Here is a 23010-nt window from a genome sequence, read left to right as displayed (position 1 = left end):
GGATTGACGAGAGGTTAGGCTATGGAACACAACATTAGTAAACATATTTCTGGACGTTTCAACGAAGAGCTTGAAAACGTTCGTAACCATGTATTGAGCATGGGTGGTTTAGTTGAGCAGCAATTAAACTTAGCACTTGAAGCAATCGCTGAAAACGACGCGGATAAAGCAAGAAAAGTCAGTGAAACTGACTATCGCGTTAATGCGATGGAAGTGCAAATTGATGAAGAATGTACGCGTATTATTGCGAAACGTCAGCCAGCAGCAAGTGACTTACGTTTGGTTGTTGCGATTGCGAAGACAATTGCTGATTTAGAACGAATTGGTGATGAAGCGGAGCGTATCGGCAAAGTGGCACTCGATTCATTCACGAAAGACCAGCAGGATTTGTTGGTCAATCTTGAAAATATGGGTCGCCAAGTATCAAAAATGCTTCATGACGTACTTGATTCATTCGCGCGTATGGACGCACGTCGTGCATTCGAAGTGCATAAAGAAGACGTAAAAATTGACCGCGAATATGAAGCATTGACGCGTCAAATTATGACTTACATGATGGAAGATCCACGTTCAATACCAAAAATTATGGATTTGATTTGGTCTGTTCGCTCGTTAGAGCGCATCGGTGACCGTTGTCAAAATATCGCAGAATACGTGATTTATTTTGTAAACGGTAAAGATATTCGTCATACATCTCAAGAAGATATCGAAAAAAGTCTGTGATGTAAGGCGAATTTAAGCAAAAAAATTTAGCGGTATTTTTGCTTAAGATGGCGGCATTTTGCCAAATAAAAGCGTTCAAAATCGTGTTGAATGCTGTAAAATTCATACCGCAAGCATATAAATATGATTTAAGGGTCAGTTATGCCTACAAATGCGTTTTTAGGAGTATTTGCAAAATCTCCTATTAAACCAATCGAAGAGCATATCAAAATTGTGCATCAAGCGTCTGAGACCTTGGTTCCATTTTTTGAACATGCCTTCAAAGGTGAGTGGAAAGAGGCTGCTGAATATCAGCAGACAATTCGTAATCTAGAGCGTGAAGCGGATGAGCTTAAGCGAGTAGTGCGTTTAACGTTACCTCGTGGCTTGTTTATGCCTGTAGAAAGAACGGATTTGCTCGAACTAATTACGCACCAGGATAAAATTGCGAATAAGGCGAAAGACATCGCAGGTCGTGTAATCGGCCGTGAACTGCTTATTCCTGCTGCAATTCAAGAAGATTTCCTTGCTTATGTGAAGCGTTGTGTTGACGCAACGAAACAAGCATCAGAAGCCATTAACGAGTTAGACGAACTATTGGAAACGGGTTTCCGTGGTCGTGAAGTCACTTTCGTTGAGAAAATGCTTGTTGAGCTTGACGCAATTGAGCAAGACACGGACGACATGCAAATCAAAATTCGTCGTGAACTTCATGCCATTGAAGGCCAATTAAACCCCATCGATGCTATGTTCCTATATAAAATTATCGAATGGGTTGGGACGCTTGCTGATCAGGCAGAGCGTGTTGGTTCAAGACTAGAGTTGATGTTAGCGCGCTAACGTCTCGACGTTCTTTTAAAAAAGGTTAAGGTTTTACAATGGATATCATTGCATCCTACGGCTCTGTGCTGGTTATTATTGCCGCGCTTGTGGGCTTTTTCATGGCTTACGGTATCGGTGCTAACGACGTTGCAAATGCGATGGGTACATCTGTAGGCTCAAAAGCGCTTACAATTAAACAAGCTATCCTCATCGCGATGGTTTTTGAATTCGCTGGTGCTTATCTTGCTGGTGGTGAAGTAACTTCAACTATCCGTAAAGGCATCATTGATGCGACACCATTCATGGACTTACCAGAGTCTCATGGTACTTGGTATGATCTCGGCGCTTTTGCCGCTGGCGTATGGTTATTGCTTGCTTCGTACCTTGGTTGGCCGGTGTCAACTACACACTCAATCATCGGTGCTATCATTGGTTTCGCATTAGTTGCTGTTGGCAGCGAAGCAATCCAATGGGGTAAAGTAACAGGTATCGTAGGGAGTTGGATTGTCACACCTGCAATTTCTGGCTTTATTGCGTACCTTGTATTCATGAGTGCACAGAAGTTAATTTTTGATACAGATGAGCCGCTTAAAAATGCAAAACGTTTTGTTCCAGTGTATATGGGCTTAGCGGGTTTTGTAATGGCGCTTGTGACTATCAAGAAAGGACTTAAACACGTTGGCCTACAAATGGGTAACGTTGAAGGTTTTGCATTGGCAATTGGTATTGCGGTACTTGTGGGTTTCATTGGTAAGTTGGCAATTGGCCGCTTGAACATCGACCCATCTGCAGACAAAAAGATGCAGTTCAACAACGTTGAAAAAGTATTCGCTGTTCTAATGGTAATGACAGCATGTTGTATGGCTTTCGCGCATGGTTCGAATGACGTTGCAAACGCGATTGGTCCACTAGCTGCGGTTGTGAGCATCGTTGAACACAATGGTGAAATTGCGAAGAAAGCGGCACTTGCGTGGTGGATCCTACCACTTGGTGGTTTTGGTATCGTTGCGGGTCTTGCTATCCTTGGTAAGCGCGTAATCAAAACAATCGGTGAAGGCATTACACATTTAACGCCAAGTCGTGGCTTTGCTGCAGAACTAGCAGCGGCTTCAACAGTCGTTATTGCTTCAGGTACTGGTCTACCGATTTCAACAACGCAAACGTTAGTTGGTGCGGTACTCGGTGTGGGTATGGCGCGTGGTATTGCGGCCCTGAACATGGGTGTTGTAAGAAATATCGTTGTTTCTTGGGTAATTACCTTGCCAGTTGGCGCTGCACTCTCTATTGTTATATTCTACATCCTACGCTTAGCATTCGGCGTTTAAGTAGAGACAGACTTTTAGCTTGAAAAGATCTCAGTGCCGTTGGTGCTGGGATCTTTTTATTTTTGGGGTATCTGAAACGTGACAAACCTACCTAGTATCAAACAACTTCAATATTTAATCGCAGTTCACCAGTACCAACATTTTGGTAAGGCGGCAACCGCGTGTTTTATTGGCCAATCAACGTTGAGTAGCGCCATTCAAAATTTGGAAGAGATCCTAGGTTGTCAGTTAATTGAACGTGAAAACCGCAGTTTGATGTTTACGGATATTGGTGAAGAGGTTGTAGAGCGAGCAAGAAAGATAATTGATGACACCATGAGCATCAAGGAGCTAACTCGAAGTTTCAAGCATCCTTTAAGTGGTAAGTTAACGCTCGGTGTGATTCCGACGATTGCATCGTTTATTGCCGCGCCGTTATATCAGTATTGTAAGCAGGTTTTTCCTGATCTTAATTTTGTCTTGGTGGAAGACACCAGTGACAATCTACTCGACAAGCTCGAACATGGTCACGTTGACATGGCGTTACTTGCACTGCCTTATCGTACCGAACGATTCCACACGCAAATTTTGGCTCAAGATCGTTTTTCTTTAGTGCATCATAAAGATTACGATGCGGCAAAAGCGGTGGTTGATTTCAACGAGCTTCCTGAACACAGTGTCTTTTTATTGGAACGTGAACATTGCATGACCGGCCATGCATTGAGTGCGTGTCACTTGAATCGAAGTGAATGCATCAATCCCTTTGAAGCATCAAATCTACATACGTTGCTTAGCATGGTTGAATATCAAAATGGTGTGACGTTCTTACCGCAAATGGCAATCAATGCAGGGATCCTCGCTGGTAAAGACATGGTCGTAAAACCTTCACAAGGCGATGCATACCGAGACATAGGTCTGATATGGCGTAAGACAACAGGCCGTATTCGTGATTTCCGCTTATTCAGTGATAAGGTCGGGGAGTTCATCCAAACACGTTGTGAAAGTAAATAGGATCCCTCTTCACCGCGTCATCTATTTATTCATGCCCTGCGGATGTGGGGTACTCTCCTCTTTATCGCTACTCTCGATGAGTTTTCGCATCGCCGCCTTTCTATACATCGCAAATTTTTAAAAAACTTTCATTCAGATTAAAACTATTTGCGATTGCTAGTCGACTAATTGAGTAAATGAATTCATGTTATTAAGTGACCATCGGGTACACATGGCATCAGCACACAAAGAGGTCTCGTGATTTTTTCAACGGAAGCAGGGCTAATCAAAAAAGCACAGGCTGGACATAAGCAAGCATGGCTTACTTTGGTTACGCGTTATGAGAAGCAGGTGTTCAACCATTGCCTACGTATGGTGGGGCATCGTGAAGACGCGTGTGACTTAATGCAGGAGGTGTTTGTAAGCGTGTTCACTGCATTGCCTCAATTTGCAGGGGACAGTCAATTTTCAACGTGGCTGTATAAAATTACCCATGCGCGCTGCGTTGATTTTTTTAGACGCAAGAAACCGCTTGAAATCATCGACGAAGAGCAACATGACTTAAGTGCGGAGCAGTCGATGGTGATTGATGCAACAAACAGAGAAGTGTATTCAGCTCTACAGCAATTGCCGATAGAGCAAAGACAGATTGTTGAACTTAAATTCTTTCAACATCTTACGTTTGAAGAGATTGCCGACATAACGGATCTGAGTACGAACACCATTAAAACAAGGCTCTATAGCGCGCTGAAGAAGATGAAAAATCAATTAGAGGTGGTTCATGGCTAGTGCAGAAATTCTATTCGCAAAATGGCTGGATGGCATAGCGCTATCAGACGATGAGCTGAAGCAATTACGTCTTGACGCTGATTTCGGTCCCATGTTGGCAGAAGCGCAAGTTTGGCAATCTCGGGCACAAAATATGTTAGATGAGGATGTTCCCACGTGGAACAGAGAATCCACCTATGTCGGTACTAAGAGGAGCGCAAGCCAATGGTACGCAATTGCTGCCAGTGTAGCGGTCATCGCATTGGCAAGTTGTGTCTTTATGTGGTCCCAAAACCAGCAATTAACGGAACAAATGGCTTCACAACAGCAGCTAGTGCAACAGCAACAGCAACAAATCACAACCTTGCTTGGTCGGATAGACAATCAACAGTCTAGCCAAAACTCGAAGTTGTTAGATGCTGTAGAACACGTACTGGCGACAAGTCGGGATGAACGACGTGAAGACATGAACGCGTTACTGCAACTTTGGAAAACACAAAGGGCACAAGACCAAGCTTTACTTCGATTGCAATTGAATGACATTGCTGAACAAGTTGAACACCTACCACAAACGAATGTGGCTAAATTAGAGGATCGTTAGTATGAAGATGAATTATATCGTTGCTGCATTCGCGGTTGCCTTTAGTGGCAACACCCTAGCAAAAGATCTTGATCTCAGTGCGATGGAAAGAGACGTGAGTATTTTTGAAAATGTACTGGAGAGTGCACTCCAGCATGATGTGGGTAAGTCTATTCGTGACGTTAAGGGGTTCTATCTTAAGCACCAAGGGATTGTATTTAATGTCAACGTTAAGACAGGGAATCGCTGGTTTTCACGATTCAGTGATGACAGTGGCGATGGCGCAATGGCATTCATGAGTCTTGACCCTGAAAGCCTTGACGCAATTGCAGAGCATTTGGGGAATTTCGGTGAAGATTTGGCCGATGCCTCGCGCGAAGCTTATCACCAAACCATGGAAAATGTGCGTCTGCAGGCCGAAGAAGTGCGCAGAAGTGCCGAGCAAGAGCGGGAGTTAAGTCGGGAGATCCGTGAACTGGAGCGGGAACGAAGAGAACTCGGGTTCGCGAAGGGCTTAGAAGATAAGGATGAAAAAGCGGAGACCGAGCAGCGGCTAAAAGAATTGGAAGCGAAAATTAAGACGCTGCAATCTCAACAAGAAACCTTAGCGGCTGAGCAAAAAGAGCTTAAGCGCACAATGGCAGATCAAAAAGCAAAGCAGGCGTCACAAAAACAAGAAGCACAAGCTGCAACCCAAGAAAAGCTAGACCAAGCATTGAGCAAATCGCTTTGTGATTATGGGGCTGGTTTAAAAACACTACCCGAGAATGAACACGTAAGCTTTATTGTTACGGGCCTTACAGGCAGTGGCAAACAGGTACATGTTTATACAAAGGATGATATTCAAGCATGCGTGAGCGGCAAATTCAGTGTTGCCAAATTACGAGAGAAAGTAGAACGTTACACGTTTTAAGAAATTAGGTGGCATTAGCCACCTTCTCGTATAGCTAAAAAGGCTCAATATTGGTGAAAACGGCCTGTTTCAGCGAGATTTGGCAAGAAGAGTAAATACACCCACACGACCAAATTAAAATAAGGAATAAAGCCTAGTCCTGCAAACAGCTTAACTGGATATCCTTTCAAGTGCGCATTTTTGTAACATTGGTAAGCGATAAAGCAATTGGCTACCAGTAAAAAAGAGAGCAAAGCGAACATAATGAATCTCCTATTTATCCATGACGAGCCAATATCCATCAAACTAAACTATGTATTATCTAATTTAGGTAATCAGTAAGTTATGTAGATTGGTGTTTTTTAGCTCGATGTCGCCTATTTATCTGGAAAATCCCATTCCAAGGCGACATCACTCGTAATGATCAGTATAGACGCTTCTAGGGGAAGTGGAAGCAAAAAATCGTGTAAAAGTGTTATGAAGCTGTTTTCTCGAGCAAAATAGTTTTGAGAGCGAGCGATAATTTCTCTATTGGCAATGGTCTTGAAATGTAATATCCCTGTCCATAATCCACACCAATTTCCTTCAAAGCATCAAAAATTTCTTCATTTTCAACGTATTCAGCAACAGAACGCTTGTCTAGTGATTGACTAATATCATGCACCGCTTTGACCAGAGCGTGATCAATCGGATCATTCAACATATCGCGAACGAATGAGCCATCGATTTTAACGTGTTGGGCCGGTAGTTGTTTTAAGTAACTGAATGTACTAAACCCAGTACCAAAATCATCAATCGAGAAGTGACACCCCAAGTCATTGAGCTTTTCAATCATCGATCGAGTCGCGTTCAAATTGTTGATACTTGCCGATTCCGTGATCTCAAAGATGATCTTTGCAGGTGAAACTTGATATTCCACCAAGCAGTCTTGAATATGTGGCAATAATCGCTCGTCCAAAAACGATTGTGCGGAAAGGTTTATCGCAACTTGGTTGAGATCCCTATGTAGTGACACAGCATGAATGGCATTGCGAATCACACATTGGTCCATCAAGTAAGTGTCGTTAAGCATTTCTAGAGACGGAATAAATTGATTTGGGAATATCAGCTCATCGTTGATTTTAAGGCGCAGCAACACTTCAAAGTAAGCGACTTGAGCACGCTTAAAGTCCCAAATTGGTTGGTAGTGCAGCTCAATTTGATTGTTTTGTAGAGCTTGGCGTACGTTGTGTCCCCATTCAAGACCGGTTTGCATTGCATTGTTGTGTGAATCTTCTTTTGAATAACAATGGACAAGATTACGACCGAGGCTTTTAGCAACATAAAGCGCAATGTCTGCTTGTTTTAGGCATTCGCTTGGGTCACAGTTTTCTGTAGTAATTTGAGTCAATCCGATAGAGCAGCTGATTGCATAGCTTTGTTCTTCAGAGTGGAATTGGTGACTATCAATCGCCATACAGATGCTTTCTGCAATTAAATGCGCGTCCAGCAATGACTTATGCTTCAACAGTACCGCAAATTCATCACCGCCAATACGGAAAATTAAATGTTCGTCATCGATGTTGTGATTAAAAAGTTCAGCTACCTCTTTTAAGACGATGTCACCTTGTTGGTGGCCTTTTGAATCGTTGATGATTTTAAAGTGGTCAAGGTCGATGTAAATCAACGCATGCTCTTCATCCTCTGCCGCACGCGTTTCGTTGCAGAGGTTATTAAGCTGTTGGTCAAAATAATAGCGATTATGTAGACCGGTTAATGTGTCATGCAAGGCAAGATGGCGTAGCTGTAATTCTGCTTCTTTACGTTCATGGATGTTGTCGAGCGTAGCGGTAATTGTCGCTCGGCTAGTTGAATTTTTAATGAGCTGAAAACGGCATTCTACCCAAACCTCTCGGCCATTTTTGTGCATAAGACGAATTTCAGTCTGTGCTTGTTGTTCATGACCCGACAAAATACGTGCCATGACCTCGCGAAGCGGTTTGCGGTTTTGTGGAACCGTAAATTCGGTTAATTCATGCCCAAGGCTCATTTTTATGCCATGGCCCGAAAGCTGCTCCCACGCTGGATTAATAAAGCGAATAAGCCCTGTTTCATCAAGCTCCATAACCACCGTGTTGAGATGGAGCAGAATTCGTTGGTGGGCAGAGAAAAGGTCTTTATAACGTTGTTCACTGCGACTGAGTTGTTCCACTTTTTCGGCAAACTCGGCATAACTCACCATGAAATCCTCACGACGAGCGGCGTGGTCACAGACCTTGCTCAAAATGGAAATATCATAAGGTTCACGCACGAAGTCCGTGACCCCCAAAAGCAGTAACTGCTCAGCGTAATCCGCATCACGGTTATCTATGATAGTAACAATCGCTTGATTGGGGTTGTGCTTTAGTATGCTTTCAACGAGTTGCTTTGCCGATTCTGAGCGTGTGGATGTCGCGTCAAGCAACACAATTGCGTACTGATTTTGAAGATATAAAGACAACGCTGCTGTGTGTGATGTGACATGAGTACATGCGAAGTTCAGCGCAAGGTGCTGACAAATTTCGTCTGCGCGCAACGGATTCGGTTCTAATAATAGTAAATTTAACCGGCTGCTTTTTTCTAAATGCGTAGACAATACGTTGGCGAGCACCTGCGGCAAAATATCTTGGCGTTCAAAAGGAAGCACCGCATCAATGCTGTAGCTGCGAGCTGTGGTTTCTGCAATACGTTCGCAATAAGTAGGTGGCGTGAGCAATATCGGTGTATTTTTGGGCGTGTGTAAAAGCCCCGAACGCACCATACGCGCGAAACGCCAACCATCGATACGACCTACGTTGAGTTCCCGTAATAATGACATCAACGGATCGTGTTTTAAGCAGCTGCAATGCTGTTAAACTGTCGTCGCTTTCAATGAATTGAAAAACGTCGAGGTTACTGAGGGTTTTTTTAATTATCGACCGTTCAGTATCACTGGCATTCAAAATGAGTAATGTCAGTTGTTCAGCCATGAAGAGAACACTCCAAGCCGATGTTGAGGTGATAAACCACGCGCGCCTCGAATCTAATATATTGCTTCATAAAGTAAAATAGCAAAAGTAATGTGCCGAAACAGGTAATGTACAGCAATTACTAACGGTTGAACGGTTAGATTAATGCCTAATTGAGTGATAGACAAGCACTTGATTATACCTTTATTGCGCAATAGACTTGCGGCAATTTTGGTAAAAGAGGTCTGTCATGCGCGTAGCTGATTTTAGTTTTGAACTTCCTGATGAATTGATTGCACGATTTCCAAAGCAGGAGCGTTCGTCGAGTCGTCTTCTCGCACTTAACGGCAACACGGGTGAAATCACGCACAAAGTCTTTACCGATATTCTCGATTACATCGAGCCAAACGATTTAATTATTTTCAATAACACCAAGGTGATCCCGGCTCGCATGTTTGGGCAAAAAGCCTCGGGTGGCAAAATCGAAGTGCTGGTTGAGCGCGTGCTAGATGAACACCGAGTGCTTGCGCACGTACGTGCGAGTAAAGCGCCAAAAGCAGGTGCCAAATTGTTGCTTGAAGGTAAAGTTGACGCGACGATGGTGGGTCGTCATGGTGAATTATTTGAATTGCATTTTGATTGCGAACAAACGGTTTTTGATGTTTTAGAAGACATTGGTCATATGCCGTTACCACCTTACATCGACCGCCCTGACAACGATTCTGACAAAGAGCGTTACCAAACTGTCTACGGTGAAAAACCTGGCGCGGTTGCTGCTCCAACGGCAGGATTACATTTCGATGAGCCGCTTTTGGAAAAGTTGAAAGCCAAAGGTGCCGAGATGGCATACGTGACGTTGCATGTTGGTGCTGGCACATTTCAGCCAGTCCGTGTCGATTCGGTAGAAGAACATGTAATGCACTCTGAGTACATTGAAGTGCCACAAGACGTTGTGGATGCGGTAAACGCGGCCAAAGCCAAAGGTGGACGAGTTATTGCAGTAGGGACTACGTCTGTACGCTCGCTGGAATCTGCGGCAAAAGCCCATGGTGGGGAATTAGCGCCATTCTATGGTGATACCGACATTTTTATTTTCCCAGGCTATCAATTTAATGTGGTTGACGCCATGGTAACGAATTTCCATTTGCCTGAATCAACCCTCATCATGTTAGTGAGTGCGTTTGCAGGGCAAGACCATATTATGAATGCCTATGATGTCGCGATAAAAGAACAATATCGCTTCTTTAGTTATGGCGATGCGATGTTCCTTACACGACAAAACGAAAAATAAAAAAAGCCTCGAGTGTCTCGAGGCTTTTTTTTACGGCTCTTTAATTGTGGTTTTTTGGCTCAATAATTAGAATTGCTTCTCTAAACAAGGTAAAATCGGGCAGTTTTAATCCATTGAGTTGAGCTACAACTCCTAAGCAGTTGGACTGTTTTTCCGACAAAAGAGGTCAAAATGAAATTCGAATTGGACTGTACATACGGTAAAGCCCGTCGCGGACGCTTGATTTTTGAACGTGGTGTTGTTGAAACACCTGCATTTATGCCAGTAGGTACTTACGGTACAGTTAAGGGCATGACGCCTGAAGAATTGGCAGGAACTGGGGCGCAGATTTGCCTTGGTAATACTTTCCACCTGATGTTGCGTCCTGGTACAGAAATCATCAAGCAACATGGTGATTTACATGATTTTATGAATTGGGATAAACCAATTTTGACTGATTCAGGCGGTTTCCAAGTTTTCAGCCTTGGTGCAATGCGTAAAATCAGTGAAGAAGGCGTGTTGTTCAAGTCACCAGTAAACGGTGAACGTATTATGCTAACGCCTGAGAAAGCGATGGAAGTACAGCGCGACTTAGGATCAGATATCGTGATGATTTTTGACGAATGTACGCCATACCCAGCGACAGAAAAACAAGCGCGCGATTCGATGGAATTGTCGTTACGATGGGCGAAGCGTTCTAAGCAAGCGCATGAAGGTAATGACTCTGCGCTGTTTGGTATTATCCAAGGTGGTATGTATCCAAACCTACGCGCTGAATCTCAGCAAGGTCTAGAAGAAATCGGCTTTGATGGTTATGCATTAGGCGGTTTATCCGTCGGTGAGCCAAAAGAAGACATGATCAACATTTTGGACAATTGTGCCTATAAGATGCCAGCAGATAAGCCGCGTTACTTAATGGGCGTCGGGAAACCAGAAGACTTGGTTGAAGCCGTACGCCGTGGTATCGACATGTTTGACTGTGTTATGCCAACTCGTAACGCGCGTAACGGTCACTTATTTGTGTCAAATGGTGTCATTAAAATCCGTAACGCAGACGCACAAAACAGATACCAGCCCGCTGGATGCTGAATGTGATTGTTACACCTGTAAAAATTATTCTCGTGCTTACTTACATCACTTAGACAAGTGTAATGAAATCTTGGGAGCACGTTTGAATACGATTCACAACTTACGTTTTTATCAACGCGTTATGGCAGGGCTTCGCAACGCCATTGCGGAAGGTAGGTTAGATGAATTCGTGGCAGATTTTTATGCAAGACGTGGATTGCCTGTACCTCCTCTTGCGGAAAACGAAGAATAAAACATTAAAAATTTAAGAAACTAAGAGGAAGTGTTATGAGTTTATTTATCTCTTCAGCACACGCAAGTACTGCTGGCGCAGCGCCTGCAGGTGGCGGCATGGAAATGTTAATTATGCTAGGTATTTTTGGCCTAGTGTTTTATTTCCTAATATACCGTCCACAAGCTAAGCGTGTGAAAGATCATCGTGAACTAATGGGTGCATTAGCTAAAGGTGACGAAGTTTTAACGCAAGGTGGTCTTGTAGGTCGCATTACAAAAGTGTCGGATGACAAAGATTTTCTTGTAATTGCGCTTAACGACCAAGCAGAAGTGACTGTGCAAAAGGGTGCAGTTACGGCTGTGTTGCCTAAAGGCACAATGAAAGCACTATAACAATAAGGACTAAGCAGTGTTAAACAAGTATCCTTTATGGAAATACTTGCTAGTACTTACCGTTTTGCTAATGGGGATGCTTTACGCTGCCCCAAACTTGTATGGCCGTGATCCGGCCATTCAGGTTTCTGGTACGAAAGGTGCCAGTGCAGATCTGACGGTACTTGAGCAAGTAAATACCATCATCAACAAGCACCAGCTCACGCCAAAATCATCACGTTTGGAAAATGGTCAAATTCTCGTGCGTTTCAAAAACGTAGAAGACCAATTAAAAGCGCAAGATGCATTACGTGAAGAGTTAAGCAGCGAATACATTTCCGCAATTAACATGACGCCTGCGCAACCAGAATGGTTAAAACAACTAGGCGGCAACCCAATGAAATTGGGTCTGGACTTAAGTGGTGGTGTTCATTTCACGATGGAAGTGGACATGTCTACTGCGCTCGACAATGCGTTGTCACAAATGGAACAAGATTTCCGCTCAAGTTTACGTGATGAGAAGCTTCGCTATCGCACGGTACGCCGAGTAGCTGGAAGTGAGCGTATTTTGGTTGAAATGCGTTCAGCGGAAGACAAAGATGCAGCGGAACGCTTCTTGAAAAAGCGCGATCCATTAAACGTCTTTACTGATGACAGCAGCAACGAAAATGCGTTTTATGTGGCCTTGAGCGAACAAAAACTTAAAGAAATTCGTGACTATGCTATCAAGCAAAACGAAACCATCATTCGTAACCGTATTAACCAGTTAGGTGTTGCAGAACCAAACGTTCAACGCCAAGGTGCAGAGCGTATTATTGTTCAACTTCCTGGTGTTCAAGACACAGCGTTAGCAAAAGAGATTTTAGGTGCAACCGCAACGCTTGAATTCCGTGAAGTAGACGAAGAAGCGGATGTGCGTGCAGCCGCCGAAGGACGCGTACCACCAGGTGCTGAAGTGCTGAAGCATAAAGATGGTTACCCTGTTGTACTGAAAAAACGCGTGATTCTTGAAGGTAGCCACATTACGGGTGCGCAAAATAGTCTTGATGAATACCAACGTCCACAAGTTAACATTAACTTAGACAGCGCAGGTGGTGCAAAAATGAATGCATTCACTAAGCGTGCGATTGGTAAACGTATGGCAACGGTCTTTATCGAATACAAGCCTTCAGGGAAAAAAGACGCCAACGGTAAAGCGCTTCCTCCAACGAAAGTGGAAGAGGTGATTAACGTGGCGACTATCCAAGCACGTTTAAATAGCTCATTCCGCATTACGGGTATCGACAGCCCAGCAGAAGCACATAACCTTGCGTTATTACTTCGTGCCGGTGCTTTGGTGGCCCCAATCCAAATCGTTGAAGAACGTACGGTAGGTCCAAGCCTTGGTCAGGAAAATATTGATGCTGGTATGATGGCTGTGGTGCTTGGCTTCGTGTTTGTACTTGCGTTCATGGCGATTTATTACAAAGGCTTTGGTCTCATTGCGAACTTGGCGCTTGCAGCGAACCTTGTCATGATTGTCGGTGTTATGTCGATGATCCCAGGTGCGACACTGACCTTGCCAGGTATTGCTGGTATCGTTCTTACGGTCGGTATGGCGGTTGACGCCAACGTACTTATTTTTGAGCGTATTCGTGAAGAGTTAGCGGAAGGACGCAGTCCTCAGCAAGCAGTACACCATGGTTATGACAGCGCGTTTAGTACTATTTTTGATGCGAACATTACTACATTAATTGCGGCGATTATTCTGTTCGCAGTAGGGACTGGCCCAATTGCAGGTTTCGCGGTAACGTTAGCGATTGGTATCATGACGTCGATGTTTACAGCAATCGTTGGTACTCGAGCGGTAGTGAACTTACTCATTGGTGGTAAGAAAGTCACTAAGTTGTCGATTTAAGGAGCGAACATGCAGTTATTGAATTTACAAAGCACCGTCCGCTTTATGTCCGTACGCAATCTAGCGATGGCGTTTTCGGGTTTACTGATGTTGGCAGCCGTTGTGTCTATGTTCACAAAAGGGATCAACTTTGGTTTGGACTTTACCGGTGGTACATCGGTAGAAGTGAGTTTTTCACAACCGGCAAATTTAGCTGAAGTACGTAAAGTACTTGCTGAAAACGATTTTGCCGATGCCTCTGTACAACTTTATGGTAGTAGTACAGAAGTATTGGTGCGTTTAGCCCCTCGTGAAAGCAGCATTAAAGCGGAAGTTATTGGTAACCAACTGATTTCAGTTTTAAAAACGGTTGATCCTCAAATCGTAATGCGTAGCATTGAATTCGTAGGCCCAAGCGTCGGTGAAGACCTTAAAGAGCAAGGTGGTCTTGCTATGCTGACCACGCTTATCTGTATCCTTATCTACGTAGCGTTTCGTTTTGAATGGCGCTTCGCAGTCGGTGCAGTACTGGCGCTTTTCCACGACGTGTTATTGACTGTCGGTTTATTCTCGGTGTTAGGTCTTGAATTTGACTTAACTATCCTTGCAGCCATCTTGGCGGTAATCGGTTACTCGCTGAACGACACCATCGTTGTGTCGGATCGTATCCGTGAGAATTTCCGTAAAGTGAGAATCGACGACACGATTGAAATTGTCGATATTTCATTAACGCAAACTTTAAACCGTACATTGATCACTTCATTGACAACGATTTTAGTACTTATTGCACTGTTCGTTTGGGGTGGTCAAACAATCCACGGTTTTGCGACCGCTCTGTTGTTTGGTATCTTCGTAGGTACTTATTCATCAGTTTACATTGCAAGTTCAATCGCCATTTTAATGGGGATCAGCAAAGAAGATTTGATCCCGGTTGAAGTTGAGAAAGAAGGTGCAGAGTTCGACGCAATGCCATAAGCACGTCGACGCTCTATCTTTAAACGCCGCGACCTCGCGGCGTTTTGTTTTTAAAACCTGACATTTGGAGAAGTCTATGCAGACCAAATGGCTTGTAAATGCCTTAATGCCTATCTTGTTCACGTTGCTTGTCGCGTGTGGGCCAACGAGTCCAAACGAATCGACTTCACCACCATCCGCTTTCCCGTTAGATGACGTACTTACAATACAAATTGAAATGCAATTTGCGTTGGATGAACTGGACGCTCAGCATGATACTGCACGAATTACTCGTCATATCTTAGCGGTACTTGGGCAGTTGAATCTAATGCAGGAAAGTATGGTTCAACAAGAACGCTGTATAGCTGATTTCAAAGTGACAGAGGTGTTATTTGGTGCGTTAGAACAAGAAATGGAATTGAGTAAAATGGAAAAGGAATACGAGCGTATTAAACAAAAGAGCTCAGATTCCACATGCTTTTACATCAATGCGACAATCTGGCAGCTCGCGCGTGCAAACCAACAAGTTGAACAAAGTGCGTATGACAACAGCCGTTATCATCTCTTATTGGCACTGACATTCTTTGATCAATACATTCGTACAAAGACACGTTAAATGATTGAAAAACATTCAAGGATAAACCACTGAATTCTATCGAGGAGTACATCGAACAAAAAACGACAACGAAAGCGTAAATTGGCGTGGTTTTGGTAAAATCTATCTGAAATATAAAACAAACCTAACTAAAGTTGTCAAAAAATAGGCAATTTAATGTTTTGAGTCATCTCAAGCATAAACAGGTACAAGCTGAAAATCTGCCATATTAGTGTAATAAAGTACTGATAACGTCAGTCATCTTTCATGTTCTTTAGGTTTTGGCGCAGTGAGCGAGCAGCAGGTATTACACAGCATCATTGAAAAAGGGGAAATACAAACCGTATTTCAACCCATATTTGATATTGCGAAGAAGCAAATACTTGGCTACGAAGCGTTAAGCAGAGGACCTAAAGGATCGGTGCTTGAATCACCTGATAGGCTATTTACAACCGCGAATGAAGCCGAAAAGCTCTCAGAGCTCGAGCTTCTTTGCCGTGATAACGCCATAAAACAGTTTGTCGCACTCGACCTCCCTGGCAAGCTGTTCATTAATGTTAGCCCTGTTACGTTACTCGACCCACATCACCCTAGAGGTAAAACGCTTCATTTGCTTGATAAGTATGGCTTATCGGCCAATCGGGTGGTCATCGAAGTTACAGAGCAAGACAAAGTAGACGATGGGTTTTTGTTACTAAAAACCATTGCTCACTATCGTGAACTTGGCTTAAGTATTGCGATTGATGACTTAGGTGCAGGCTATTCAGGGTTAAAACAATGGTCGGAATTGTGTCCTGATTTTGTCAAACTTGACCGCTATTTTGTCGACCATTGTGACCAAAGTATCGTCAAGCGCGAGTTTTTAAAAACCATTATTGAATTGGCGAAAGCAACAGGGACGGCCGTGATTGCTGAAGGCATTGAACGTTCTGAAGAGCCTCCGGCTACTTGAATCCTTGGGAATTGCACACGCGCAAGGTTTTTTGTTAGAGCGCCCTTCAAACAAGCCAAGTAAAGCACTGCATGACAATCGCTTATCGCAATTAAATCTAGCCGGTCCGAAAAGTACCTTACAAACGTCGATGGTGATCGGTAATTTGGTACTAAAGCAACAGGCGATTGCGAGTTATACCAAGTGCAAAGACGCACATCATGTTTTTGAACAAGATAAGCGTGTTGTCAGTCTTGCCGTGGTGAACGAGTTTGGTCAACCAATTGGCTTGTTGCACCGTGACCAACTCACGGAAGTGTTTGCAGGTCCGTACGGACACGCTTTGTTTGCGAAAAAGGCCGTGACGGAGTTGATGGATAAGCAGCCGTTGATAGTTGACGAAAATGATAAGCTAGATGTTGTCAGTCATCAGATCACCGAGCATGAATTTGATATTCGTCGCCACATCATTGTGACGCGCCATAGCAGTTACTTGGGTCTGGCGCCGCCGCGTGACATTTTAAAACACATCACCGAAGAAAAAATTCGTCACGCGCAACACGCGAATCCGTTAACCATGTTGCCAGGAAATGTGGCAATTAACGAAGCCATTGAACATCGGCTGCGGTCACAAAATGATTTTTCTCTTGCTTATGTCGACCTAAATCACTTTAAACAGTTCAACGATTTATATGGCTACGCAAGCGGAGACAGTGTGATTAAATTGCTTGCGGATGTTACGGTCCAAGTCTGTGCCGCGAGTCAATGTTTTGTGGGTCACATTGGCGGAGACGATTTTATGGTGGTATTTGATGGAGACGATGCGGAATTGCTATGTCATCAAATCATCGAGCAATTCGAAACCCAATCAAAAGCCTTTTTTACACCAGAGCACGTGAAGTCCGGTGGATATTGGGCGACGAATCGGGAAGGGCAAAAACAATTTGTGCCCTTATTGACGTTGTCGATTGGCCTTGTCAGACCGGATCTTGAGTTTTGTCAAAATAGTCATCAGGTTGCAGCATTGGCAACGGATGCGAAGAAAGAAGCGAAACGTTACCGTAACAGCTATTTGTTCGTCTGTAATCGCCGTAAACCTTCCGCTCCCGTAGTGCGACTGGCAAAATCAACGCAAGAAATGGTGTAAGTAAGCGGCTATTTGACTCCGCTTTAACGGGCTTCAATGAGTCTTTTTCACTCTAAACAACACGTTTTAGCGCGTGATATTTCTCTTTTATACGTCGTTAAGCCTTCATTCCAAATAACAATTATTTCACTTGAGTATTTGCACCAGCCTGTGTAGCTTAGTTTAAACACAAAAAGGGGACAATCCATGAAGTGGTTAGTGACGCTGTTGGTATTGAGTCAAAGTTTTTGGGTCTATGCACTCGACACGGTGTATGTTGTGAAAGAGCAACGGCCATTGTATGACAGAGATGTTTATCTCTTTGAGTTATTGGAAAAAGCGCTTCAGGCAGCAAAATACAATGCACCACTGGAATACGTAAAAGTGCATCCTCATCAACAACGCACGTTAATGATGTTAGCCCAAGGCAAAGTCGATGTACTTTGGAGTATGACCAGTCCTGAACGAGAAACCTTAGGTATCGCCGTCAAAGTGCCCTTGTTTCGAGGTTACATTGGAAAACGCGCGATATTGGTGAATCAAGACCAATTGGACCGCTTTGCCAATATCACAACGCTAGATGGGCTTCGTCCACTCGTCGCTGTCCAAGGTCATGATTGGCCTGACACGAAGATACTTGCCCACAATGACCTGACCGTTCGCCCCCAAGCTAAATACGAAGCGATGTTTTCGATGCTCAATAGCCATCAGGTGGATTATTTTCCTCGCGCTTTTATCGAAGTATCCTCAGAGCTTGCATCATTTCAACGCTTTCCCTTAGCCATCGTGCCCAACGTTTACCTTCATTATCCAGCCGCATTTTACTTTTTCGTGAACAAAGATAAGCCCGCACTGGCCAAGGCGATAGAAAATGGGTTGGCGATTATGGAAAAAAATGGCGAGTTTAAATCGTTGTTTGATCGCTATTTTGCGGCCAGTATCGCCGCGCTTAAGTTAGACAATGCGACCGTTATCGAGTTGGAAAATCCATATTTTGAGGTTGATGCGAATGAAGGTTAAGCGTAGAAAAAATTAAAGGGCAAAAAAAAGGCTCGTCCTCGAGCCTCTTAAATGGAGAATTCTAAGTAGCTTACTTAAGTAAAGATTCAGTAAGTACTGGGCGAATTTCTTTCACGATAGCTTGGCAAAGCTTCGGCGCACCACAAATGATGTTACCGCTACGGTTGTAGTTTGCACCGCCTGCGAAATCAGTGATCATACCACCGGCTTCTTTTACCAGTAATTCACCAGCTGCTGTATCCCACGGCTTAAGACCAATTTCATAGAAACCGTCAACGCGACCTGCTGCAACATACGCCATATCTAATGCCGCAGAACCTGCGCGACGAATATCGGCTGTGTGCACGAAAAGGGCTTTGAACGCATCTAAGTAAGCATCCATGTGGTGCTTGTTTTTAAATGGGAAACCTGTCGCAAGTACAGTACCAGATAAATCGTTTGCATTTGAAACACGAAGACGCTTGCTGTTAAGTTGAGCGCCTTGGCCACGGCTTGCCGTAAATAGTTCGCTACGCACAGGGTCGTATACAACCGCTTGTTCTACGCGGCCTTTAACTTTAAGTGCAATAGAAACTGCAAAGTGAGGAATACCCTTGATGAAGTTTGTTGTGCCATCAAGTGGATCGATAACCCAAAGGTAATCTGCATCTGTTCCTTCGATTTGACCTAGTTCTTCGCCCACAATTGAATGATTTGGGTAGGCTTTTAGAATTGTTTCGCGGATTACCGCTTCAGCGTCTTTATCTACATTCGTTACAAAGTCATTGCTGCCTTTTTGTGACGCTTCAACTTTTGATAAATCTTCACAAGCACGAAGGATAACTTTACCTGCATTACGCGCAGCGCGTACCGCAATGTTTAACATTGGATGCATAGCATTACCTTTAAGTTTTAAAAGAACAGGATCATTTCAAGCCGGCGTATTTTAGTGATTTTTATTCCGTTGTAAACATCTATTCGAAAAATTTTAGTGTAAAATTTGAACAGTGTTGTTATCGCTGACAAAATATGCAAAAGGCTAGGTCACGTTGCGAGCCTGTGCTAAAATCCGCGCCCGTTGTAAAGATTAAGAGTTGTGCTAATGGCTTTAAGTGATATTCGAATTGTACTGGTGAACACCTCCCACTCTGGCAATATCGGCTCGGTAGCCCGAGCGATGAAGACGATGGGGCTGTCAAAGTTATATCTTGTCGATCCTGCGTGTGAAGTGGATAGTCATGCAAGTGCACTGGCTGCTGGTGCAACGGATGTGCTTGGCGCAAGTCAAACGGTTGCTACGTTGCAAGAAGCCATTGCGGACTGTTCATTGGTGATTGGCACGAGCGCGCGTTCAAGAACGTTGTCTTGGCCGATGGTTGAGCCACGTGAATGCGCGGATAAGTTAGTTGCGGAAGCCGTCAATGGCCCTGTTGCATTAGTGTTTGGTCGTGAAAACAGCGGCTTAACCAATGAAGAACTACAGCTGTGTAACTACCACGTATGCATTCCGGCGAACCCAGAATACAGCTCACTAAACCTAGCGATGGCCGTTATGACGCTGAGTTATGAAATCCGCATGTCGCATCTCGCCACTCAAGATAAAGTGATTGAAGAAGACGACGTACGTTACCCAACTCAACAACAAATGGATCTGTTTTTCGAGCATTTAGAAAAAACCTTGAATGAAACGGGTTTCATCATCAAACAGCACCCAGGTATCGTGATGACACGCCTGCGTCGCTTGTTCACACGCGCAAGACCAGAAGATCAAGAACTTAATATTTTGCGCGGTATTCTGACGTCTATAGACCGTTCAATGAATGACAAAAAAGTAGACTAATCGCTAAGACAAATTCTGAAACGCGACGTCTATAATACTTGACTAATTTACTCAGGTAATTAGAATATGAGCTAATACCTGAGTAAATTTATCAAGTATTCGCTGTTAACTGAACAACAATACTTGACTATCTTAGTCAGGTAATTAAAATTTGCGGTCTGGTTTTTAGCAAGGGGCGTGCATGAAACTCACATCAAAAGGTAGATACGCGGTTACCGCCATGTTGGACGTGGCATTACACGCGAGTATTGGGCCAGTTCCCCTTGCCGATATTTCCGAGCGACAAGAAATTTCATTGTCCTATTTAGAGCAACTTTTTGCTCGTTTACGTAAACACGGACTTGTCAGCTCGGTACGTGGCCCTGGCGGTGGTTATTTACTCGGTCGTGAAGCCGTCGCGATTTCCGTTGGTGACGTGATTAACGCGGTTGACGAATCGGTTGACGCGACACGTTGCCATGGTTCAACCGGTGGTTGCCAAAGTGGTCTACGTTGTTTGACCCACTCGTTGTGGTCAGACTTGAGCATTCGAATAGAAGACTTTTTGAACAATATTACACTCGCTGAGTTGGTATCGAATACAGATGTACAATCTGTGGCGACACGCCAAGATAACCAAGTCAAAAATACAGTGCAGCAATTAAATAATATTCAGGTGAGCTGTCAACTTTAGGTTGAAGCACAGCGGAGATAGAGATGAAGTTACCGATTTACTTAGATTATGCAGCAACTACTCCTGTGGATCCACGCGTTGCAGAAGCAATGATGCAATGTTTAACGATGGATGGCACATTTGGCAACCCGGCTTCGCGTTCACACCGCTTTGGCTGGCAGGCTGAAGAATTAGTAGATCAAGCGCGTAACGATATCGCTGACTTAATCAACGCAGACCCGCGTGAAATCGTGTTTACCTCTGGTGCAACTGAATCAAATAACTTAGCGATTAAAGGCGCTGCGCATTTCTATCAAAAGAAAGGCAAACACCTAATCACGGTAAAAACAGAGCACAAAGCGGTACTTGATACGTGCCGTGAACTCGAGCGTCAAGGTTTTGAAGTCACATACATGGACGTGGAAGAAAACGGCATGTTGGATCTTCAGAAACTTGAAGCGGCAATGCGCGACGACACGATCCTAGTGAGCGTAATGCACGTAAATAACGAGCTAGGTGTTATTCAAGACATCAACGCAATCGGCGAAATGTGCCGCGCGCGTAAAATCATGTTCCACGTAGACGCTGCGCAAAGCGCGGGTAAAGTGGAAATCGATTTACAGTCGCTGCCAGTAGACTTTATGTCTTTCTCAGGCCACAAAATTTATGGTCCAAAAGGCATCGGCGCTTTGTATGTTCGTCGTAAACCGCGTGCACGTTTAGAAGCACAAATGCACGGTGGTGGTCATGAGCGTGGTATGCGTTCAGGCACTTTGGCGACACACCAAATCGTTGGTATGGGCACGGCGTTCCGCGTCGCGAAAGAAGAATTTGCAAAAGACCATGCACACATCAGCAAGCTACGTCAGCGTTTGCTTGACGGTGTGAATGGTATGGAAGAAGTGTATTACAACGGTTGCCCTGAATCGTCAGTCCCGGGCATTGTGAACGTAAGTTTCAACTTTGTGGAAGGCGAATCATTGCTGATGGCAGTAAAAGACATTGCGGTTTCTTCAGGTTCTGCATGTACTTCTGCAAGCCTTGAGCCATCGTATGTACTTCGTGCATTAGGTCGTAATGATGAGCTAGCGCACAGTTCAATCCGTTTCAGCATCGGTCGTTTTACAACTGAAGAAGAAATTGATTACACCGTTGATTTGATTAAAAACTCAATTGGTCGTCTGCGTGAAATGTCTCCACTTTGGGAGATGTTCAAAGATGGTATCGATTTGGACAGCGTTGAGTGGGCACACCACTAAGCCGCAATTACCGAGCAAGTAAAGATTTCGGGTAGTCAGAAGTGAAGGCTGGTTACCCAAACGAGTAGTGAGGAAAGCGTTATGGCGTACAGTGAAAAAGTAATTGATCACGTGGAAAACCCACGTAACGTTGGCTCGTTAGATAAAAACGACCCAAGTGTAGCGACAGGCATGGTTGGGGAATCCAGCATGTGGCGACGTAATGAAGCTACAAATCAAAGTGTCTGAAGATGGCGTAATTGAAGACGCAAAATTTAAAACTTACGGTTGTGGTAGCGCGATTGCTTCTTCATCACTTGTAACTGAGTGGGTGAAGGGTAAAACGCTTGATCAAGCTGCTGAAATCAAAAACACGGATATCAGTGCTGAGCTTGAATTGCCACCAGTGAAAATTCATTGTTCAATTTTGGCAGAAGACGCAATCAAAGCAGCAATTGCAGATTACAAGAGTAAACACGCGAAGTAAGAGAGTCGTAAACGATGGCAGTGACATTGACAGACGCAGCAGCCAGCCGCGTTCAAGCATTTTTGAAAAACCGTGGTAAAGGCGTTGGTTTGCGCGTAGGCGTTAAAACCACCGGCTGTTCAGGTCTTGCTTATGTACTAGAGTTCGTTGACGAAGTTGCAGAAGATGACGAAGTTTTTGAATTAAAAGACGTTAAGATCATCGTTGATGCAAAAAGCTTAGTGTACATTGATGGCACTGAGTTGGATTACACCCGCGAAGGTCTCAATGAAGGGTTTAAATTTACTAACCCAAATCAAAAAGACGAATGTGGATGTGGTGAGAGCTTCACCGTCTAACGCCTA

20 protein-coding genes and 3 pseudogenes are annotated in these 23010 nt (G+C 44.0%); 20 read left to right on the top strand and 3 right to left on the bottom strand.

The window, feature by feature from the left end; translation table 11 throughout:
- Window positions 1–21 precede the first annotated feature (21 nt).
- The 7 genes from phoU to J5O05_RS08460 all read left to right on the top strand — a co-directional run bounded on the left by phoU (window position 22) and on the right by J5O05_RS08460 (window position 6079).
- Window positions 22–723, top strand: a complete 702-nt coding sequence (phoU, locus tag J5O05_RS08490; RefSeq protein WP_208844412.1) for a phosphate signaling complex protein PhoU — start codon at window positions 22–24, stop codon at window positions 721–723.
- A 141-nt stretch (window positions 724–864) separates the two neighbouring features.
- The gene (locus J5O05_RS08485) at window positions 865–1542 is read left to right on the top strand and encodes a TIGR00153 family protein (RefSeq protein ID WP_208844411.1); all 678 of its coding nucleotides are present in this window, start codon (window positions 865–867) and stop codon (window positions 1540–1542) included.
- A 38-nt stretch (window positions 1543–1580) separates the two neighbouring features.
- Window positions 1581–2849: an inorganic phosphate transporter gene (locus J5O05_RS08480; RefSeq protein WP_208844410.1), complete on the top strand. Its 1269-nt coding sequence runs from the start codon at window positions 1581–1583 to the stop codon at window positions 2847–2849.
- A 78-nt stretch (window positions 2850–2927) separates the two neighbouring features.
- Window positions 2928–3839 carry a hydrogen peroxide-inducible genes activator gene (locus J5O05_RS08475; RefSeq protein WP_208844409.1) on the top strand — a complete coding sequence of 304 codons (912 nt, stop codon included), beginning with the start codon at window positions 2928–2930 and terminating at the stop codon, window positions 3837–3839.
- 237 nt (window positions 3840–4076) lie between these two features.
- Complete coding sequence (locus tag J5O05_RS08470; RefSeq protein ID WP_208844408.1) at window positions 4077–4607, top strand: RNA polymerase sigma factor; 531 nt, start codon at window positions 4077–4079, stop codon at window positions 4605–4607.
- Window positions 4600–5187 (top strand): hypothetical protein, encoded by a 588-nt coding sequence (locus tag J5O05_RS08465; RefSeq protein ID WP_208844407.1) that lies wholly within the window; start codon window positions 4600–4602, stop codon window positions 5185–5187. The genes J5O05_RS08470 and J5O05_RS08465 overlap by 8 nt, the downstream gene beginning before the upstream one ends.
- A 1-nt stretch (window position 5188) precedes the next feature.
- Window positions 5189–6079 (top strand): hypothetical protein, encoded by an 891-nt coding sequence (locus J5O05_RS08460; protein WP_208844406.1) that lies wholly within the window; start codon window positions 5189–5191, stop codon window positions 6077–6079.
- A 44-nt stretch (window positions 6080–6123) separates the two neighbouring features.
- Here the strand turns inward: J5O05_RS08460 and J5O05_RS08455 are convergent, their stop codons facing one another.
- Complete coding sequence (locus J5O05_RS08455) at window positions 6124–6321, bottom strand: hypothetical protein (protein ID WP_208844405.1); 198 nt, start codon at window positions 6319–6321, stop codon at window positions 6124–6126.
- A 212-nt stretch (window positions 6322–6533) separates the two neighbouring features.
- A complete protein-coding gene (locus tag J5O05_RS08450; RefSeq protein ID WP_425281513.1) occupies window positions 6534–8894 on the bottom strand; it encodes a putative bifunctional diguanylate cyclase/phosphodiesterase in 2361 nt (786 codons plus the stop codon).
- 380 nt (window positions 8895–9274) lie between these two features.
- On the opposite strand from J5O05_RS08450, the gene queA reads away from it, so the two are divergent.
- From queA to J5O05_RS08410, 8 genes and pseudogenes are all read left to right on the top strand, one after another.
- On the top strand, window positions 9275–10315 hold the full coding sequence (gene queA, locus J5O05_RS08445) for a tRNA preQ1(34) S-adenosylmethionine ribosyltransferase-isomerase QueA (RefSeq protein ID WP_208844404.1): 1041 nt from the start codon (window positions 9275–9277) through the stop codon (window positions 10313–10315).
- Between the two features lie 171 nt (window positions 10316–10486).
- A pseudogene (gene tgt / locus J5O05_RS08440) lies at window positions 10487–11615 on the top strand (tRNA guanosine(34) transglycosylase Tgt).
- A 35-nt stretch (window positions 11616–11650) separates the two neighbouring features.
- Complete coding sequence (gene yajC, locus J5O05_RS08435) at window positions 11651–11989, top strand: preprotein translocase subunit YajC (protein WP_208844403.1); 339 nt, start codon at window positions 11651–11653, stop codon at window positions 11987–11989.
- A gap of 16 nt (window positions 11990–12005) precedes the next feature.
- On the top strand, window positions 12006–13865 hold the full coding sequence (gene secD / locus J5O05_RS08430; RefSeq protein WP_208844402.1) for a protein translocase subunit SecD: 1860 nt from the start codon (window positions 12006–12008) through the stop codon (window positions 13863–13865).
- 9 nt (window positions 13866–13874) lie between these two features.
- The gene (secF, locus tag J5O05_RS08425) at window positions 13875–14819 is read left to right on the top strand and encodes a protein translocase subunit SecF (protein WP_208844401.1); all 945 of its coding nucleotides are present in this window, start codon (window positions 13875–13877) and stop codon (window positions 14817–14819) included.
- Between the two features lie 76 nt (window positions 14820–14895).
- Window positions 14896–15414: a hypothetical protein gene (locus J5O05_RS08420; RefSeq protein ID WP_208844400.1), complete on the top strand. Its 519-nt coding sequence runs from the start codon at window positions 14896–14898 to the stop codon at window positions 15412–15414.
- 268 nt (window positions 15415–15682) lie between these two features.
- Window positions 15683–17471 (top strand): annotated as a pseudogene (locus tag J5O05_RS08415) (bifunctional diguanylate cyclase/phosphodiesterase).
- 186 nt (window positions 17472–17657) lie between these two features.
- A complete protein-coding gene (locus J5O05_RS08410) occupies window positions 17658–18470 on the top strand; it encodes a substrate-binding periplasmic protein (RefSeq protein WP_208844399.1) in 813 nt (270 codons plus the stop codon).
- Window positions 18471–18540: 70 nt separating this feature from the next.
- On the opposite strand, the gene suhB is transcribed toward J5O05_RS08410, so the two are convergent.
- On the bottom strand, window positions 18541–19344 hold the full coding sequence (suhB, locus tag J5O05_RS08405) for an inositol-1-monophosphatase (RefSeq protein WP_208844398.1): 804 nt from the start codon (window positions 19342–19344) through the stop codon (window positions 18541–18543).
- Between the two features lie 207 nt (window positions 19345–19551).
- Between suhB and trmJ the strand changes: the two genes are divergently transcribed.
- The 5 genes and pseudogenes from trmJ to iscA all read left to right on the top strand — a co-directional run bounded on the left by trmJ (window position 19552) and on the right by iscA (window position 23004).
- A complete protein-coding gene (trmJ, locus tag J5O05_RS08400; protein WP_208844397.1) occupies window positions 19552–20289 on the top strand; it encodes a tRNA (cytosine(32)/uridine(32)-2'-O)-methyltransferase TrmJ in 738 nt (245 codons plus the stop codon).
- A gap of 181 nt (window positions 20290–20470) precedes the next feature.
- Window positions 20471–20962: a Fe-S cluster assembly transcriptional regulator IscR gene (gene iscR, locus J5O05_RS08395; protein WP_208844396.1), complete on the top strand. Its 492-nt coding sequence runs from the start codon at window positions 20471–20473 to the stop codon at window positions 20960–20962.
- A 23-nt stretch (window positions 20963–20985) separates the two neighbouring features.
- A complete protein-coding gene (locus tag J5O05_RS08390) occupies window positions 20986–22200 on the top strand; it encodes an IscS subfamily cysteine desulfurase (protein WP_208844395.1) in 1215 nt (404 codons plus the stop codon).
- 81 nt (window positions 22201–22281) lie between these two features.
- A pseudogene (iscU, locus tag J5O05_RS08385) lies at window positions 22282–22666 on the top strand (Fe-S cluster assembly scaffold IscU).
- A gap of 14 nt (window positions 22667–22680) precedes the next feature.
- Window positions 22681–23004: an iron-sulfur cluster assembly protein IscA gene (gene iscA / locus J5O05_RS08380; RefSeq protein WP_208844394.1), complete on the top strand. Its 324-nt coding sequence runs from the start codon at window positions 22681–22683 to the stop codon at window positions 23002–23004.
- Window positions 23005–23010: the final 6 nt, after the last annotated feature.

It is taken from the genome of Pseudoalteromonas xiamenensis, from assembly GCF_017638925.1.
Classification (GTDB): Bacteria; Pseudomonadota; Gammaproteobacteria; order Enterobacterales; family Alteromonadaceae; genus Pseudoalteromonas; species Pseudoalteromonas xiamenensis.
The sequence above is the reverse complement of the archived record's forward strand: the minus strand, read 5'-3'. Positions and strand labels throughout refer to the sequence as shown.

What these genes read in the sequence shown, in the direction of transcription:
- queA (WP_208844404.1), top strand. Translation starts at nt 9,275, where the DNA reads ATGCGCGTAGCTGATTTTAGTTTTGAACTTCCTGATGAATTGATTGCA.
- yajC (WP_208844403.1), top strand. Translation starts at nt 11,651, where the DNA reads ATGAGTTTATTTATCTCTTCAGCACACGCAAGTACTGCTGGCGCAGCG.
- J5O05_RS08390 (WP_208844395.1), top strand. Translation starts at nt 20,986, where the DNA reads ATGAAGTTACCGATTTACTTAGATTATGCAGCAACTACTCCTGTGGAT.
- J5O05_RS08455 (WP_208844405.1), bottom strand. Translation starts at nt 6,321, where the DNA reads ATGTTCGCTTTGCTCTCTTTTTTACTGGTAGCCAATTGCTTTATCGCT.
- J5O05_RS08460 (WP_208844406.1), top strand. Translation starts at nt 5,189, where the DNA reads ATGAAGATGAATTATATCGTTGCTGCATTCGCGGTTGCCTTTAGTGGC.
- suhB (WP_208844398.1), bottom strand. Translation starts at nt 19,344, where the DNA reads ATGCATCCAATGTTAAACATTGCGGTACGCGCTGCGCGTAATGCAGGT.
- iscA (WP_208844394.1), top strand. Translation starts at nt 22,681, where the DNA reads ATGGCAGTGACATTGACAGACGCAGCAGCCAGCCGCGTTCAAGCATTT.
- J5O05_RS08465 (WP_208844407.1), top strand. Translation starts at nt 4,600, where the DNA reads ATGGCTAGTGCAGAAATTCTATTCGCAAAATGGCTGGATGGCATAGCG.
- J5O05_RS08480 (WP_208844410.1), top strand. Translation starts at nt 1,581, where the DNA reads ATGGATATCATTGCATCCTACGGCTCTGTGCTGGTTATTATTGCCGCG.
- J5O05_RS08450 (WP_425281513.1), bottom strand. Translation starts at nt 8,894, where the DNA reads ATGTCATTATTACGGGAACTCAACGTAGGTCGTATCGATGGTTGGCGT.
- secF (WP_208844401.1), top strand. Translation starts at nt 13,875, where the DNA reads ATGCAGTTATTGAATTTACAAAGCACCGTCCGCTTTATGTCCGTACGC.
- J5O05_RS08485 (WP_208844411.1), top strand. Translation starts at nt 865, where the DNA reads ATGCCTACAAATGCGTTTTTAGGAGTATTTGCAAAATCTCCTATTAAA.
- J5O05_RS08410 (WP_208844399.1), top strand. Translation starts at nt 17,658, where the DNA reads ATGAAGTGGTTAGTGACGCTGTTGGTATTGAGTCAAAGTTTTTGGGTC.
- iscR (WP_208844396.1), top strand. Translation starts at nt 20,471, where the DNA reads ATGAAACTCACATCAAAAGGTAGATACGCGGTTACCGCCATGTTGGAC.
- J5O05_RS08420 (WP_208844400.1), top strand. Translation starts at nt 14,896, where the DNA reads ATGCAGACCAAATGGCTTGTAAATGCCTTAATGCCTATCTTGTTCACG.
- phoU (WP_208844412.1), top strand. Translation starts at nt 22, where the DNA reads ATGGAACACAACATTAGTAAACATATTTCTGGACGTTTCAACGAAGAG.
- trmJ (WP_208844397.1), top strand. Translation starts at nt 19,552, where the DNA reads ATGGCTTTAAGTGATATTCGAATTGTACTGGTGAACACCTCCCACTCT.